Here is a 15,836-nt window from a genome sequence, read left to right on the forward strand (position 1 = left end):
AAGGGTAAAAAAGACAAGCACAAAAAGTGCCAAAAAGCATTTTGAAAGTTTAGCAATTCGAATAAAAAAAATGCAAAAAAAAACGACCTAAGTAGGTCGTTTTTTTCAAAAAACTAAAATTATTTGATTTTAGCTTCTTTGAAGATTACGTGTTGACGGATTTTTGGATCAAATTTTTTGATTTCCATTTTTTCCGGCATAGTACGTTTGTTCTTAGTGGTAGTGTAGAAATAACCTGTACCAGCAGAAGAAACTAGGCGAATTTTATCACGCATGTTCGTAGCTCCTTAGATCTTTTGACCTTGAGCACGTAGGTCAGCAACAACCTTTTCGATGCCCAATTTGTCGATAATACGCATACCTTTAGTAGTTAGACGAAGACGTACGAAACGTTTTTCGCTTTCTAACCAAAAACGGTGGTGATGCAGGTTCGGCTCGAACCGGCGTTTAGTTTTGTTGTTGGCGTGTGAGACGTTGTTACCAACGACTGGACGCTTGCCGGTAACTTGGCAAACCTTAGACATGGTGTAACTCCATTGATTTAGCCAACAGCAAATCTGTATGGCCAGTCAAAAAAAACATTGAATTCATTCAAGGGGCGTTTTATATCAAAAATGCGCTTAAAAGACAAGCGATTTTGCATAAAACGAACGATCACCTAGTGTGATCGTTCATGCCTTGATCGTTTATCGAAGAAGTGTCTTCGAAATCAGTTTGTGGATCGGCTTATTGAACGGTGGAAGAATGAATTTCAAACTATAGAGTTTTGGATTCGACATCACCGAGCGTTCATGCGACAAACTGAAGAAACCTTCTGGACCATGATATTTCCCCATACCCGAAGCCCCCACACCGCCAAACGGCAGGTCATCTTGAGCAACATGGGTTAATACCGTGTTTTGTCCGAAATGTCCTGAATGGGTACGTGTTGCGACATAGTCGGCACGTGCCTGATCAAAGTCGAAATAGTATAAAGCAAGTGGACGAGGACGGCTATTAATAAAAGCAATAACCTCGTCAATTTGATCATATTCCATGATCGGAAGGATCGGACCGAAGATTTCATGCTGCATAATTTGCATGTCTGGAGTGACACCCGTTAAAACAGTCGGTGCAATTTTACGTACAGCGTCCACATCTTCATTTTGTGGGTTAAAACTGATGATTTGTGCGCCTTGATCACGCGCATCTTCTAAATAACCTTGTAGGCGGTTGTACTGCTTGTCATTAATAATCGAGGTGTAGTCCTGATTATGGGCAATACTTGAGTACATGGCTTCAACGCACACTTTATAGTGATCTAAAAATTCAGCCGTTTTACCACGAGGTAAGAACACATAGTCAGGTGCAACACAAGTTTGACCTGCATTCCAAAGTTTACCAACAGCAAGACGCTGTGCGACATCTGCTAGGTCAATAGACGGATGAACCAATACAGGTGACTTTCCGCCTAATTCTAAAATCACCGGAACTAAATTTTCAGACGCTGCCGCCATGACGGTTTTACCGACATTGGTCGAGCCAGTAAAAATCATTTTGTCGAAGGCAAGGTGACTAAACGCATCTGAAATTGGGCCACCACCGTTGACGACTGCGACCAATTCTTGAGGAAATGCTTCTGCGAGAGCTTTTTCTAGCACATCACCAAATGCCGCAGAGGCACTCGAAATTTTGATCATGGCATGGTTGCCCGCAGCCAAAGCACAAATCAGTGGGCCTATAGAAAGAAGCAGTGGGTAGTTCCATGGCGTAATAATGCCGACGACACCAAGCGGTTGATATTGCACCCATGCTTTTGCAGGTTGGTGAATAATTCCGACATGGCGTTTGGATGGTTTCATCCAGTCTGTCAAATGCTTGCTATAATATTTGATGTGCTCAAGACATGTGAGTAACTCACCAATCTTGGTTTCACCGATAGAACGGTTACCATAGTCTTGATTAATTGCATCAGCAAATTGATCTTGATACTTAACTAAGATACGCTTAAGCCGAGCCAAACGGTCAATACGTTCCTTCGCTGTAGGCAATGGGTAACGTAAATACGCTTGTTTCTGCTGTTCCAACATATTGTTGAGATGCTGGTGATCAAAAGAATGTGGTGTCATTGAAGTTGTTTTTGTCTGACTATTCATGTCGCACGACCATATCCAAATTAGCGATTAATTAATTTTTAGAGCAAATACTCTAAATAGTCAAGTTACTTTATGTGTTAGTGTTCTAATGCTTTGAAATAAATGGTTGTTTTAGGATGTCTCACACCAAAACCTTAAAAACGAAAGAACGTATTTTGCAGCTGAGTTTGCAGTTGTTTAATGAGCGTAGCGAGCGTTCAGTGACAACCAATCATATTGCTGCTGAACTGGGAATGAGCCCAGGTAACTTGTATTACCATTTCCGAAATAAAAGTGAAATTATTAAGGAATTAATGGAGCAATATCAGCATGAAACGCTAGAAATGTTAGCGCTTCCTGATGATCGTCAGCTTGATGCCAATGATAAAATTCGCTATTTCCAAGTGTTAAGTAGCCAATTATGGGCTTATCGCTTTTTACATCGTGATGTTTATCACTTGGTCGAAAATAATGAAGATTTCCGCAAAATGTATCCACGTTTTGCCGGTCAAGTCATGCAACAAGGGCAGAAAATTTATCGTGCCTTTGTTGACGCAGGCTTAATGCAGATGACCGATTCTGAAATTGAGGCCTTAACCATTAACTTGTGGATCGTGCTGACCAACTGGACCAACTTCCTTTATATGTCGGGCCATATTACTGACTCAAACACTTTGGAAGAAAAGTGGGTGTGGCAAGCACTACGACAAATGGTGTTCTTAGAAGGCGCATATCTACGTGGTGAAAGCCGTGAAACCTATGAGCGACTGCTCGATACTTTAGGGCCGTCGGACTTATTTGCAAGTCTTTCAAACGCAAAGCATCAGGTTACTGAATAAGACTATTTAGTCTGGCTTTAAAAAGCGTTAGAATACTCGGCTCTTTTTTCAATTTAACTGATTAGTGATATAAACCAACATGAATATGTCGACCGCTAACACAGCACGCTTACTCATTACCTGTGAAGATAAACCAGGGATTGTGCAAGCTGTATCGAGCTTTTTGTATCATCAGGGAGCAAATATTACCGCACTTGATCAATACGCGACTGAAGCTCAAGGGGGGCGATACTTCATGCGTGTTGAGTTTGAATTGGACAATTTACAAAGCCGTAAAGAAAGTCTAACTCAAACATTTGCGAGCAATGTTGCTGAGCGTTACAACATGCACTGGCGTTTAGCTTTAGTCAGTGATGTGAAGAAAGTCGGTATCTTGGTGTCTAAAGTTGACCATGCATTGCTTGAACTGTTATGGCGTCATGCACGTGGTGGTTTGCCATGTGAAATCACCAAAGTCGTGTCTAACCACGATGCTTTACGTGAATCTGTAGAAAATTTCGGTATTCCGTTTGAAGTTGTTCCTGTGAATAAAGAAAACAAACGTGAAGCTTATGAGCAAATTGATCAATTGATGCAAGGCAATGATTTACTCGTTCTTGCTCGTTATATGCAAATTTTAGACGAAGAATTTGTTCAAAAATGGGAAATGAAAGTGATCAACATTCACCATTCATTCCTCCCAGCCTTTGTTGGTGCGAACCCATATAAACAAGCGCATGAAAAAGGTGTGAAGTTGATTGGTGCGACAGCACACTATGTGACTGCGGATCTTGACCAAGGGCCGATTATTGAGCAAGACGTAGAGCGTGTAAGTCACGACTTTACCGTTGAACAATTGCGCGAGTTAGGTCAGGACGTAGAGCGTAATGTACTCGCACGTGCAGTCAAATGGCATCTTGAAGATCGTATTATTGTCGATGGTAATAAAACTGTTGTATTTCAATAAAACGAGATAAATTTTTGAATAAAAGGGCATACTTTAGGTATGCCTTTTTTATATTATGATTAAAAAAAGTCATTAAAACTGACGAATTAATAGTTGCAAATGAAAACACTTCTCATTTATTATTGCCGTACTTTAATTGTGCTAACCGATGAGCATGATTGTATTTTTGACAAAATAAATGCAATCGCTTCTTCAAGGTAACTGAGTTTAATGAGTCAATCTCCCGCTCCAATGATGCAATCACCTAACCCGATGAAAAAGAAAATCATTACTGCGCTTCTCGCTGTTGTGGTAGGGCATATGGGAGTATTGTGGGCGGTCAGCAATATGAAAGCACCAGAACTTAAACCGATTGAAAAAGATCCGATTAAAGTTCGTTTTGTGAAGATTGTTGAAGAGAAAAAACCTGAACCTCCAAAGCCAAAACCAGAACCGAAGAAAGAGCCACCAAAGCCAAAAGAAGTTAAAATTGTAGATAAGCCTTTACCACCTCCACCGAAGAAAGTGGAAAAAGTGGAACAGGTGAAAAAGAAAGATGCGCCGAAACCAACTGTTGAAGCGGTCAAAAACGTACCACCAACACCTGTTGTTTCAACTGTGGTTTCTGAAACGAAAGTCGTTCGTGTTGAACCAACACCTCCGGCACCTGTTGCACCACCACCTGCGCCTCCAGCACCACCTGCGCCTCCAGCACCACCTGCGCCACCGACACCTAAAACAGTCAGCATCGGTAATGGTGTCAGTTGGATTAAGAAACCTAATGTTCAATTTGAAGATGGTGAATTAAAAGCGTCGTGTACAGTTGAAGTTGCGATTGCAGCAAGTGCTGAAGGTAAAGTCGAATCAGCAACGATTAAAAACTCGACTTGTGGCGCTGCTGTGAACCGTAAAGTGACTGCAGCAGTGAAGCGTGCGCGTTTATCCAAATATATTGATAATGGTGTCGCAACTCCGACGCGAGTTGATCAACCATTTAACTTTAAACTTAATTAAGATTCCGGCTAACCCATTAGGAGTTCGAATATGAACTTTTCAGTTTATTGGCAACATGCAGATGCAGTCAGCAAAACACTGTATTTCGTGTTACTTGCAATGTCGATTGCGACTTGGACGATCTTCGTTCTTCGTATTATGGGCACACGTCAGCTCAAACAAGTGGCGTATAACCACCTTGCAGATGCACTAAGCAAACTGAAAGCGAAATTTGCTCCTTTGGCTTTTGAACAACGTAAGGCTGTGGCTGAACAAGCATTACTACGTCAAATTTCGGTAGAAAAAGCTAATGCTGAAAAAGGCGTATCTGTATTGGGTACGATTGCTTCAATTGCACCGTTCGTAGGTTTGTTCGGTACAGTGTGGGGTATTTTCCATGCCCTTGTAGCAGTGGGTAAAAGCGGTCAAGCGGGTTTAGCGCAAGTGGCAACTCCAGTCGGTGAAGCTTTGATCATGACCGGTCTTGGTTTGGCTGTGGCGATTCCTGCGGTATTGGCTTATAACATCTGTGTTCGTTTTAACCGTACACTGTCGAATGAATTGCAAGATCAAGCGCATGGTTTATTGATTGATACTATGTTGCAACAAGAATCTGCAGCGAAGAAAGAAGACGTGAAAACTGCACAGCAAAGTTTAGCTGGAGGTCAAGCTTAATGGCTTTTCAATTGGGTGAAGACAACGATGCTGGCATGAATGAGATGAACCTCATTCCGCTCATCGATATTATGTTGGTATTGATGATCATCTTCTTGGTGACTGCGACTGTTGCCAACCCATCAATTCCATTAACCTTGCCACAAACGACTGCAGAAGTGATTGATCTGCCGCCTGAAAGCGTAACCATCAGCATTAACTCAGCGGGTGATATCGCTTGGAATGGTGATATTATCACGCTCGAAGATTTAGAAAGTCGTCTAAATACAGCTGGTCAGCAAGAACGTAAGCCTGCATTGGTATTAAAAGCCGATAAAGAATCACGTTATGACACAGTTGCACAAGTGATGTCGCGTGCGAGTGGAGCCGGACTCAGCGATATCGCCTTTGCCAGTGATAACTAAGCACTGAGCTAAGATATAAAAAAGCGACAGAAATGTCGCTTTTTTATATCTCTATTTTGAAAAGACGTCGTACAAATAGATCACTCAGATTTGAGTAGGTCTTGAAATTTGCTACGTAATTTCATGAGTTTAGGTGGTATTGAAAAATTACAGTAGCCTTGGTTTGGGTTACGCGCAAAGAAGTTCTGATGATATTCTTCGGCAGGGTAGAAGGTCGGCATTGGACTGAGTTCAGTCACGATATTGATGCCTTCTGCTTTTAACTCTTCAATACGTTGTTCAGCGAGCTGCTTTTGTGATTCGTCCTGATAGAAAATCACAGAGCGATACTGTGTGCCGACATCATTGCCTTGACGGTTCAGCGTGGTTGGATCGTGGGTTGCGAAAAATACATCCAGCAATTGGCTAAAACTGATTTGGCTGTCATCAAAATTGATTTGGATGACTTCTGCATGTTGGGTATTTCCCTCACAGATTTGCTCATAGCTTGGATGCTGAGTAATTCCCCCTGCATAACCACTGACAACTGTTTGCACGCCCTGAAGTTGTAGAAAAACTGCTTCTACACACCAAAAGCATCCACCACCAAATACCGCTTGTTGCATAGTGAAATCCTATCTTGTTCCCTGATGTTTAATATGGGGTTATAGCTAAAAACTGCAATGTACGTCTGTATACTAATCACAAGTTTATGTGCATTAAATGTCTCTGGCATGACTGAACAGTGAATAAAAAAGTCTGCCGAAGCAGACTTTTAAAATGATTTAACGCGGTTGAACGGCGCTTTCATATTGAATTAATAAATTGCCATGACGGTCTAGCAATTTCAAGGTTTTTCCAAAAACTTGATAATGCGTTACCTTTTCGAGTGCTGCATGGTACTGTCGGTCTAGCCCATTGTTATTGAGACAAGCCATTTGTGTCGCTGCAATCGGGCCAAACGTTATAGTGTCTTTGCCGGCGTTATAGCCGCCCATTATACGATTACAGCCGTCTGCACCTGAGACACGTTTTGAAGCCGCATCGAATTGAATGCTTGGAATATTATGCGCATTGGGTGCTGTTTTAATTGGGGTATTGCCAATCTGAGTGGCAATCCAAGTACGATTTTGTAATAGGTTTAAATTTTCAGTTATGGTGTTGTCTTGTGCAGGCATGCTTTCACAGCCTGTCACCACTAAAGTTGAAACCAAAGTTGCAGCAACAAATATTTGTTTTAGCATCGGAATTTCCCCGTGGAAGCATTTCAATTATCTAAGCAAATATCGCACAGATAAGCTAGCCATATTTGTATCAATATTTAAGAATTACAATTGATTGGCGCTTGGATTAGACTGTGAATGCGGCAAACCTTGTCGGATTAACTTCGAATATTGTTCACTGCTCAGTTGCTTAATTTGAGAGACGCGGGGGTTAACATGGGCTTTTTGATACCATGTTTTCATATCCCAATTTTGGTCTATGGCATGTAGGTCGTGCAAATAATTCGGCAAATAACCGGATGCAAATAAGCGGTAATCGGTTGGAAGTTGATGTTTGGAAACCGCTTGAATCATATCAAACACCAGTGTTGTACAATTACTGGTGAGCGTGTTGTACCATTTGGGTTGAGTCTGTAGTTCATCGGCTTTATGCAGATATTCAATAAACAGCGCCTGCATTTCAGATTTTGGCATGTTGACGGGGAAGAAATAGACCTGTTCACCGCGTGTGTTGCTGCGGGTATAGATGATATCTTTTTCATCAGAAGCAATGAGGCTCAGTTCATATTTACGGAAAAAACCACCAATCGCAGAGAATTCTTCATTTTTCTCTTTGCGAATTTCAATCGAAAACGTCAGCGGTGGTCGGTCAGCAAAATCAAAACTGACCAGTGTATGTGCAATTTGCGGCCCCATCCAATACGAGGTAATGATGTTGACGCCATTGATTTGACTTAGGTCATATTGGCGGGTTTCCCAACGCGGGGTATAGCTGCCATCGGCATGCCAGTCGAAATTACGCACATTGTGTAAGGTGACCAGATTGCCTTGCTTTTCATAATGCAGAATTTCTGCCACTTCAGGATTCCATTCACGATCTTGGCGTGCTTCCATGCCAAAATACCAAAATAGACCACAGATAAAGCCCACAATATAAATCAAGACATCTTTACGACGGCTAAAAAAGTGTTGGGTAATATAGATGCCTAAAATGCTCAGGGCAAAAGCAATCCAGATCCCAATGATAATGCGGCTGCCTAACCAGCCTGCCGGTTGCTGTATCCACAGGGCGGCACAGAGCCAAATCGAAGAACAGAGGACAAACACACTAAATAGGGCATGAAGAATACTTCGCCCTATTTTTTTGAAGATTGCTTGTTGGTCACTCTGTTGCATATTTTTCTTTTAGCTTAAGATTTTTCTTTATTTTCGGTAAGTTGCGAACTCAAAAGCAATCCCAGTTTTGTCGTCGATATGTTGTTCTGACGCCACTTTTTGAAAGTCCGCAGGAATTTCAGGATAATGCGCATCACCTTGAACATCGAGTTCAACATGCGTGAGTTCTAAACGGTCTGCGATGCCGATGGTTTGCTTAAAAATTTCACCACCACCAATAATAAACAAACTCGTTGGTTTTTCTGAACTCGCGACATCAGCAACAGCTTGCGTTAACGCCTCGTCGATACTATATGCGACTTTGGTGCCTTCAAATGACCAATTACTATCTCGTGTAATGACCCAATTGACACGCTTCGGTAGGGTACGTCCCATAGACTCTAAGGTTTTGCGTCCCATAACCACCACACCACCTTGGGTGATGGCTTTAAAGTGCTGTAAATCGGCAGAAATATGCCACGGCAAATCATTCCCTTTACCAATGCAGCGCTGCTGATCCATAGCGACAACGTGCACGATTTCTAAATTTTGAAATGCCATAGTTTGAACTCAAATAGCCGAAATATTTGCCGTCTATTAGAATGCAAAATCCCGCTTGAGGTAAAGCGGGATTTTGCTTTTCACTTGGGATTTCTAAAAATTAAACAGCAACAGGGGCTTTAATCGCAGGATGTGATTCATAACCTACAATTTCAATATCTTCAAATTTAAAATCGAAAAGATCGGTGATTTCAGGATTGAGTTTTAATTGGCACAGACCCATTGGTTCACGTGTCAGTTGCAACTGCGCTTGTTCGAAATGGTTGGCATACAAATGTGTATCCCCACCGGTCCAAACGAAGTCGCCCACACCAAGACCACAAACTTGCGCAATCATGTGTGTTAACAGGGCATAGCTGGCAATGTTAAACGGCACACCCAAAAAAACGTCAGCACTACGTTGATATAATTGGCAGGATAATTTTCCGTTTTGGACAAAAAATTGAAACAAGGTATGGCATGGTGGCAATGCAACATTACCTGCCTCATTTGGGTTCCAACCAGACACGATTAGACGACGAGAGTTAGGATTGGTTTTGATTTCATTGACCAACCATTTGATTTGGTCGAAACCATCTTGTTCATATAGGCCATCGGCTTTTTTGGTTGCACCGAAATTACGCCATTGATGACCATAAACAGGACCTAATTCACCGGCAGGACGACCAAAACGAGCAGTTTGTTCTGCTGTAGACCATTCATCCCAAATCGAGACTTTATTGTCTTGCAAATATTGAACATTGGTATCGCCTTTAAGGAACCACAACAGTTCAATCACGATAGAGCGGAAATGAACTTTCTTGGTGGTGAGTAAAGGGAAACCTTGAGAAAGATCGAAGCGCATTTGATGACCAAATACAGAACGTGTTCCCGTACCCGTACGGTCGCTCTTGTCGCCGCCGTTGTCGAGAATGTGTTGTAAAAGGTCTAAATACTGGCGCATGTCTCTCTCATAATTTGCTAAATTTCTTGTGGCACATATTAGCTTGTTTTGCGTGTGGAAGGAACTGTGATGGGCGCTTGAATATAGTCAGGTTTAAAAAATCCAAAACATACGGTGTTTATTGGGTGATGACCAAATTTTGCAGGCAACAAGAGCTGAGTTGCCTGAGCTGAAGACGTCTATTTATAACAACTACATCAAGTGTTAACGAGACAATATGTCTGTTAAATCAAGCATGAGCTTAGAAAACGAAGCTCTATTTTTTACATATTGAGAGATGCTTCTTTCGCAGTGTTGAAAAAAATACAGATAAGTTTGATTAAAAAATAAACGTGATTTTTCTCATTATGAAGAGGTGATATTGAACAACTATTTTTGATTAAGAGTTTGATATAAAAAATAAATCTATTTGAATTAAAAATAGACGGTCGTATTTAAATGTGAAGATTTGTTTAAGAAATCTTACATTTTTTACATGAAAAAACATGATTTACGCGGTACTATCACCCTCGTTAAAATTTTTGAATGCCTAAATATAGGCGGGAGTGTGGGTTAAAGAATGGCTTATGATCACAATGTAAACTTGAGTGAAGTGCATGCTCCAGTTCAGGCAAATATCATAATTCGTTCTCAGGCGAGTAAAAATACGGGCAAGTCCAATACCACTCAAAAAGCAGCGACTAAAAATGTGGTATCCCGCAATGGTCAGCGTATCGATATCGATCGTTTGACTGGATTTTTACAAGGCATTACCCGCCAAAGAAGTACTCAGAAATGTGCCCGCAGTGTTCGTTTAGCACTTGAGTCCGCAGGGGCACGTTTTAACGGTCACCCCGTTGCCGCAGCAGATTGGGGCAGCACATTACAAAAAATTGGTTATCAAAAAATTAATTTAGCGTTTGATCGACCAAAGAAAGGCGATATTTATATTATCGACCGCAATCAAAGTAGCCGTTATGGTCATATCGCAGCATATTCAGGTAAGGATTGGGTGTCTGATTATCGTCAAGCGGGTTATGCGGTCTATCGAACTCCAAATGTGAAATACAGCTATTACCGCTTAGCGGATTAACAGCCCATGGCTGCAAAAAGGTTAGTCTTCAAACCTTTTTGCACGCTGACTGTAGATCGAGACGATAAATAATCCAATTGCCGCAAAGCCCATACATTGCAGCGCTAAAATCCAGCGTTGCTCATTGGGTAGAAAATAAATTAAGCACACTAAACATAAAATTGGCAAACTAGCCAAACCGTATTTTAATGACGGAGACAGTGTTTTTAGTTTGTCTTGTCTGAGCTTATAAAGCAGATCAATCATCAAACCAATGGCTAAACTTATGCCCGCAAAGCGGGGATCTAGTTGTTTTTGTTCAGCGCATAGAAAAATAAGCACACAGGTACTGATACAAATGATGAGCTTGATTTGTCGGTTACAGCGCTCAGAGTACCAAAACGTCAGCATTTAAATTTTACCTTGGGGTGAAGTTTTCTCGTTTTTATTCAGTAGAGAAATCGGGGAGAGTAGGCAGATTGCCAAAGCCATGATGCCAATGCCTTGAGCACCCGGGATCAGAATTTCACCCTTATTCATGTTAATAAAAACCAATGCCAACAGCAGTGCAATCGGTATCCACGTCAATAAACGATAGAGCAAACCTGTTGGGTTTTTTGCTGCAAAATGAATCTTGCAATAACGACAAATCAGGAAAATGACGCCTGTACCCATGAACATTAGAATGGCTTGAAGTGTTAGGGGTTCCATCCAATACAGAACACCGGTCAGTACGACCATCGCAATAAAAAACAGGATTTTTTTAAGTACAGAAACGCTGGGGTTAAACCAAAATTCAAGCATGGATCGATAGTTTAAAAATAAGCTGAATAAACTTTAGCACAGATCAGTTGTCTAATTCAGTCACTTCATGTGCAGTAAATGCATATGAAGGAATAAATTTCAGCGCATAAAAAAGCGAGGCTTAGACCTCGCTTGCTTAAAGACAATTATAAAATATTAATGATTTTTTTGTGGACCCCAGTCATAGATTTTTTTCTGGTAGGCATACCACATCATCCATAGGCCAATCAGAATCATCGGAACCGTCAGGAACTGACCTTTACTCATCCATCCAATGAACAGTTGACCATTGTCCGGCTCACGGAAGAATTCAACGGTGAAGCGTGCGATACCATATCCGATAAGGAACAAGGCTGAAACGGCATAACGTGGACGAGGTTTTGAACTAAACCACCACAGCACGATAAACAGAATTAAACCTTCACAGAGTGCTTGATAAAGCTGCGACGGATGGCGCACCAACTGAAGTGGATCGGTTGGGAAGATCATACCGAAAGCAAAATTTGGGTCAGTCACTGCACGACCATATAGTTCGCCACCAATAAAGTTGCCAATACGACCAAACATTAAGCCTGTCGGAACGCAGGGTGCAATAAAGTCGAGGGTCTGGAACCAAGTCATTTTATATTTCTTGCACCACAGTAACATGGCAATCATGACACCAAGGAAACCGCCATGGAAGCTCATGCCGCCTGTCCAAACTTGGAATAGCCACAATGGGTTGGCAAGGAACTGATCGAAACCATAAAAGAAGACATAGCCAAAGCGTCCACCAATCACGACACCTAATGCACCGTAGAAAATCAGGTCAGAGACCATTTCTGCGTTCCAGCCGTCACGTTGTTTTGCGCGGTAGCTTGCCAAGCCCCATGCAAATAAAAAGGCCAATAAATACATCAGACCATACCAGTGAACTTGTAGTGGCCCCAGTGATATCGCCACAGGGTCGATATTTGGATATGTCAGCATTGCTGTTCCTTGTCATTATGTTTTGCACAGATTTTAGCTGAATGTGCTGAAAAATGTTGTACATTCAATGTGTAAAGATATTGAGAGTTGAATATGTGCATTGTGGCTTTTGCTTGGCAGGTCTTGGATGACATGCCACTCTGCCTGATTTCGAATCGTGATGAGTTTTATCATCGACCGACGACAGGCCTAAAGCAATGGGTAGATAGTCCGATTATTGCAGGGCAGGACTTACAGTCTGGTGGAACATGGATGGGGATAACCGCTCAAGGGCGTTGGGCGATTGTGACCAATTTTCGTGATGGCCGTGATCAGACCACATATCCCACTTCACGCGGCGCTTTGATTCAGCAATTTTTAGAATCAGAGCAAACACCCATTCGGTTTGCGCAAGCACTTGAACAAGTCCAATGTAATTATGCCGGCTTTAATTTATTCGTTGGCGACGCCACTCAAGCCGTTTATATGAGTAATCGCGGTGAAGCGCCACAAGTCTTAGCCAAAGGGGTGTATGTCACGTCTAATGGTTTAATGACTGAACATTGGGAAAAGACCCGACATTTACGTAAACGTTTCACGCAAGAATTTTTGCCGATGCTACAAAGCCAGCAACCACAGGCGGACATAGATGCCGCTGCGTGGGATATTTTGGAAGATGAACGTAAAATCATTCCAGCGCTGTTACCCAATACTGGGATTCAGGCGGAAATGGAACATTTGTTGTCTTCAACCTTTATTCAAAGTCCGGTGTATGGCACACGTTGTTCAAATTTATTGTGTATGCGGGATTCACAGTGGCAATGGCAAGAAAAACAGCAGCAGGGTGAGCAACAAGGACAGATCACCCAGATAGAAGTGCATTTAAAGCAATAAAAAAGCCGACGATTCGTCGGCTTATTTTTTAGAGTTTTTTTATGCGGTTTTTTGCGTTGGCTGAGCTTGTTCTACCGCTTCGCCAGCTATCACACCACCATTTTTACGGGTGATGACAACGGTTGCAGAACGTGGGCGTGAGGTCGCTGCAGCATTGGTTTGTGATGCAGGCCAGTGGCTGGTCGGTTCAGCATAGGATGCTGAATCTTCGCCGGGATGTTGCACATTGATAAAAATCGCTTTGTAGTCAGGTGTCATCGTCACACCTGTGATTTCACATTCTTTAGGTCCAGTCAGGAAGCGACGTAAGTTTTCATCATTCAGTTTTGCACCCACAATGGTTTCTTGACCCGATGAGGTCGTAGCTTTTGTGCCATCACCGACTTGACCTGGAAGTGCAGCAAGCATCATACAGTTGGTGGTATCGGTATAAGCACCGTCATCGGTTTGAATCCATAACACACCACGTGGGTCGAACCACATCCCATCAGGTGATGACAAGTCATTATTGTCATTTAGACCAGATAAGTTAATGTTGCTCGCCATTTTTGCTTCAGCACCAAACAGGTAAATATCCCAAGTAAAGCTGAGTGCTGTGGTTGTATCACCATCTTCACGGAAACGGATAATATGACCGTTGACATTGCCTTTACCACCTTCAGGGTCGGTGTAGTTACGAGGGTTGGCAGCATCTAGTGCATGCGTCGTACCACGGTTCGAGTTATTGGTGAGGGTCACATAGACTTCACCATTGTCTGGATGCACAGCGACCCATTCAGGGCGGTCCATTTTGGTAGCACCGACAGCATCTGCGGCAAGACGTGCGAAGGTCAGAACATCTGCTTGTGAGCTAAACGGATACACGCTGTTGCTTTGGTTTAAACCATTGACGTTATAGCTCAATTCAATCCATTGACCTTTGCCATCATTGTTAAATTTGGCAACGTATAACTTACCGTTGTTCATGTATTTGTCGCCCGCGGCATAGCCACCGTTGACATCTTTTTTATTCCATTTTTGGTCTGATACAAATTTATAGATGTATTCACCGCGCGAGTCATCGCCCATGTAAAACGCAAGGTTGTCATCTTCACGTAAGCGACTTGCACGGCAGTCTTCATGTGCAAAGCGACCCAGTGCTGTACGTTTTACTGGGTTTTCACGGCGGTCAAATGGGTCGATTTCGACAATCCAACCAAAGGTGTTTGGACCATTACGATAATCTTCTGCTGCCTGAGTACCGGTAACATTCGCTGACCAACGGTCATATAAATCTTGTGACTCATTACTTCCAATCGCCGTTTCCCAACCATAGCGTGAGTTTGCACCCGCTTTTAGGCCATAACGGTTGAGTGCCACAATTTCAGCAGGACTACGTTTGGCATCATCGTCTTTTGCACGAGCGAAGTAACCAATGAAGTTTTCTTCTGTTGTCAGGTAAGTGCCCCAAGGGGTATAGCCATTACCGCAGTTGTTGTGTGTACCACGGGTTTGCTGGCTATTGGTTGAAAATTTCGTGCAAACTAAGCTTGAGCCTGCTACAGGGCCTTTAAAGTCCATTACGGTCGATGCGGTAATACGACGGTTAAATGGAGAATTTTGTACCAGTTTAACGGCTTGAGTCTTGCTGTCTTTTTCAATTTGAATCACAGAAACACCGTGTGCATTGACTTCACGGATGACTTCATCTTCAGGGCGACGACCATCCACTTTGGTTGGGCCTTGTGGGTGTAAGAAGGTTGGATTGATGTATTCATGGTTCATCACCAACAAACCTTGGTCAGACTGCTTGGCATCATAACGTCCAGAGGTGGTATTTAAACCAAAGAAGCTCATACCGTCATGGCAGTCACCAGAGCGGAATTGGAAGCTCGGGCCAGAAGGAACATTGTTATCATCCCACGCTGGGTATGCAGGGTTAATCGAGTCACCCATCGCATATAGCACATGCGCTTGATAGCCTTCAGGAACAGTCACGATATCGTCTAAATTTTTTTTCACCGGTGTGAAATTGAACTTGGTCGGTTTTTGATTTGGATCGGTAACTGGTGGTTTGGTATTGCTATTTGAACCTGAGTCATTGTCATCATTACACCCCGTTAATGAAGATGCCAATGCAAGTGCGACTGCACCACTCGCAGTCTTGGTAATCAAGCTACGACGGCTGATGCGTTGTTCTAAAATGTCACGAAAATGAAGGTTATCCGAAGTGTTGTTATCAAGTTCTTGATCTTCGTTATATGGCATGTTTGTCATGAATTTAAATCCTGGCAAAGGTGTGCTGGGTAAAAGTTGATCACATAAAACTATCGATAAAATATGACAATG

The 15,836-nt window shown here is 42.4% G+C and carries 19 protein-coding genes; 7 read left to right on the forward strand and 12 right to left on the reverse strand.

What is annotated here, in order from left to right:
- Nucleotides 1-119: 119 nt before the first annotated feature.
- From rpmG to FTU77_RS09300, 3 genes are all read right to left on the reverse strand, one after another.
- Nucleotides 120-275: a 50S ribosomal protein L33 gene (rpmG, locus tag FTU77_RS09290; RefSeq protein ID WP_001205031.1), complete on the reverse strand. Its 156-nt coding sequence runs from the start codon at nucleotides 273-275 to the stop codon at nucleotides 120-122.
- A gap of 12 nt (nucleotides 276-287) precedes the next feature.
- A complete protein-coding gene (rpmB, locus tag FTU77_RS09295; RefSeq protein WP_000048256.1) occupies nucleotides 288-524 on the reverse strand; it encodes a 50S ribosomal protein L28 in 237 nt (78 codons plus the stop codon).
- A gap of 162 nt (nucleotides 525-686) precedes the next feature.
- The gene (locus tag FTU77_RS09300) at nucleotides 687-2,135 is read right to left on the reverse strand and encodes a coniferyl aldehyde dehydrogenase (protein WP_180055630.1); all 1,449 of its coding nucleotides are present in this window, start codon (nucleotides 2,133-2,135) and stop codon (nucleotides 687-689) included.
- 116 nt (nucleotides 2,136-2,251) lie between these two features.
- On the opposite strand from FTU77_RS09300, the gene FTU77_RS09305 reads away from it, so the two are divergent.
- The 5 genes from FTU77_RS09305 (at nucleotide 2,252) to FTU77_RS09325 (ending at nucleotide 5,950) form a co-directional block, all read left to right on the forward strand.
- Nucleotides 2,252-2,953, forward strand: a complete 702-nt coding sequence (locus tag FTU77_RS09305) for a TetR/AcrR family transcriptional regulator (protein WP_180055631.1) — start codon at nucleotides 2,252-2,254, stop codon at nucleotides 2,951-2,953.
- Between the two features lie 79 nt (nucleotides 2,954-3,032).
- Complete coding sequence (purU, locus tag FTU77_RS09310) at nucleotides 3,033-3,899, forward strand: formyltetrahydrofolate deformylase (protein ID WP_078192727.1); 867 nt, start codon at nucleotides 3,033-3,035, stop codon at nucleotides 3,897-3,899.
- Nucleotides 3,900-4,109: 210 nt separating this feature from the next.
- Nucleotides 4,110-4,892 carry a TonB family protein gene (locus tag FTU77_RS09315; RefSeq protein WP_180055632.1) on the forward strand — a complete coding sequence of 261 codons (783 nt, stop codon included), beginning with the start codon at nucleotides 4,110-4,112 and terminating at the stop codon, nucleotides 4,890-4,892.
- A gap of 30 nt (nucleotides 4,893-4,922) precedes the next feature.
- Nucleotides 4,923-5,546, forward strand: a complete 624-nt coding sequence (locus FTU77_RS09320) for a MotA/TolQ/ExbB proton channel family protein (RefSeq protein ID WP_078192725.1) — start codon at nucleotides 4,923-4,925, stop codon at nucleotides 5,544-5,546.
- Nucleotides 5,546-5,950: a biopolymer transporter ExbD gene (locus tag FTU77_RS09325; protein WP_180055633.1), complete on the forward strand. Its 405-nt coding sequence runs from the start codon at nucleotides 5,546-5,548 to the stop codon at nucleotides 5,948-5,950. Before FTU77_RS09320 ends, FTU77_RS09325 begins: the two co-directional genes overlap by 1 nt.
- Before the next feature lie 80 nt (nucleotides 5,951-6,030).
- Here FTU77_RS09325 and msrA read toward each other — a convergent pair whose 3' ends face one another.
- The 5 genes from msrA to thyA all read right to left on the reverse strand — a co-directional run bounded on the left by msrA (nucleotide 6,031) and on the right by thyA (nucleotide 9,811).
- Complete coding sequence (msrA, locus tag FTU77_RS09330) at nucleotides 6,031-6,555, reverse strand: peptide-methionine (S)-S-oxide reductase MsrA (protein WP_180055634.1); 525 nt, start codon at nucleotides 6,553-6,555, stop codon at nucleotides 6,031-6,033.
- 159 nt (nucleotides 6,556-6,714) lie between these two features.
- Nucleotides 6,715-7,173, reverse strand: coding sequence for an META domain-containing protein (locus tag FTU77_RS09335; protein ID WP_168377884.1), 459 nt, complete (start codon nucleotides 7,171-7,173; stop codon nucleotides 6,715-6,717).
- A gap of 84 nt (nucleotides 7,174-7,257) precedes the next feature.
- Nucleotides 7,258-8,328, reverse strand: coding sequence for a DUF4105 domain-containing protein (locus FTU77_RS09340; RefSeq protein WP_180055635.1), 1,071 nt, complete (start codon nucleotides 8,326-8,328; stop codon nucleotides 7,258-7,260).
- A 27-nt stretch (nucleotides 8,329-8,355) separates the two neighbouring features.
- A complete protein-coding gene (locus tag FTU77_RS09345; protein ID WP_168377882.1) occupies nucleotides 8,356-8,868 on the reverse strand; it encodes a dihydrofolate reductase in 513 nt (170 codons plus the stop codon).
- 100 nt (nucleotides 8,869-8,968) lie between these two features.
- On the reverse strand, nucleotides 8,969-9,811 hold the full coding sequence (gene thyA, locus FTU77_RS09350) for a thymidylate synthase (RefSeq protein WP_111884060.1): 843 nt from the start codon (nucleotides 9,809-9,811) through the stop codon (nucleotides 8,969-8,971).
- Between the two features lie 559 nt (nucleotides 9,812-10,370).
- On the opposite strand from thyA, the gene FTU77_RS09355 reads away from it, so the two are divergent.
- Nucleotides 10,371-10,883, forward strand: a complete 513-nt coding sequence (locus tag FTU77_RS09355) for a peptidoglycan amidohydrolase family protein (protein WP_168377881.1) — start codon at nucleotides 10,371-10,373, stop codon at nucleotides 10,881-10,883.
- Between the two features lie 21 nt (nucleotides 10,884-10,904).
- Here FTU77_RS09355 and FTU77_RS09360 read toward each other — a convergent pair whose 3' ends face one another.
- The 3 genes from FTU77_RS09360 to lgt all read right to left on the reverse strand — a co-directional run bounded on the left by FTU77_RS09360 (nucleotide 10,905) and on the right by lgt (nucleotide 12,635).
- The gene (locus FTU77_RS09360) at nucleotides 10,905-11,273 is read right to left on the reverse strand and encodes a hypothetical protein (RefSeq protein WP_180055636.1); all 369 of its coding nucleotides are present in this window, start codon (nucleotides 11,271-11,273) and stop codon (nucleotides 10,905-10,907) included.
- Nucleotides 11,274-11,666, reverse strand: a complete 393-nt coding sequence (locus FTU77_RS09365) for a hypothetical protein (RefSeq protein WP_180055637.1) — start codon at nucleotides 11,664-11,666, stop codon at nucleotides 11,274-11,276.
- Nucleotides 11,667-11,822: 156 nt separating this feature from the next.
- On the reverse strand, nucleotides 11,823-12,635 hold the full coding sequence (lgt, locus tag FTU77_RS09370) for a prolipoprotein diacylglyceryl transferase (RefSeq protein ID WP_180007176.1): 813 nt from the start codon (nucleotides 12,633-12,635) through the stop codon (nucleotides 11,823-11,825).
- A 93-nt stretch (nucleotides 12,636-12,728) separates the two neighbouring features.
- On the opposite strand from lgt, the gene FTU77_RS09375 reads away from it, so the two are divergent.
- Nucleotides 12,729-13,508 (forward strand): NRDE family protein, encoded by a 780-nt coding sequence (locus FTU77_RS09375; RefSeq protein WP_180004559.1) that lies wholly within the window; start codon nucleotides 12,729-12,731, stop codon nucleotides 13,506-13,508.
- Nucleotides 13,509-13,547: 39 nt separating this feature from the next.
- On the opposite strand, the gene FTU77_RS09380 is transcribed toward FTU77_RS09375, so the two are convergent.
- Nucleotides 13,548-15,764 (reverse strand): PhoX family phosphatase, encoded by a 2,217-nt coding sequence (locus tag FTU77_RS09380; RefSeq protein WP_180055638.1) that lies wholly within the window; start codon nucleotides 15,762-15,764, stop codon nucleotides 13,548-13,550.
- Nucleotides 15,765-15,836 lie beyond the last annotated feature (72 nt).

The sequence above is a fragment of the Acinetobacter sp. YH12142 genome (assembly GCF_013418435.1).
In the GTDB taxonomy this organism is placed as follows: Bacteria; Pseudomonadota; Gammaproteobacteria; order Pseudomonadales; family Moraxellaceae; genus Acinetobacter; species Acinetobacter amyesii.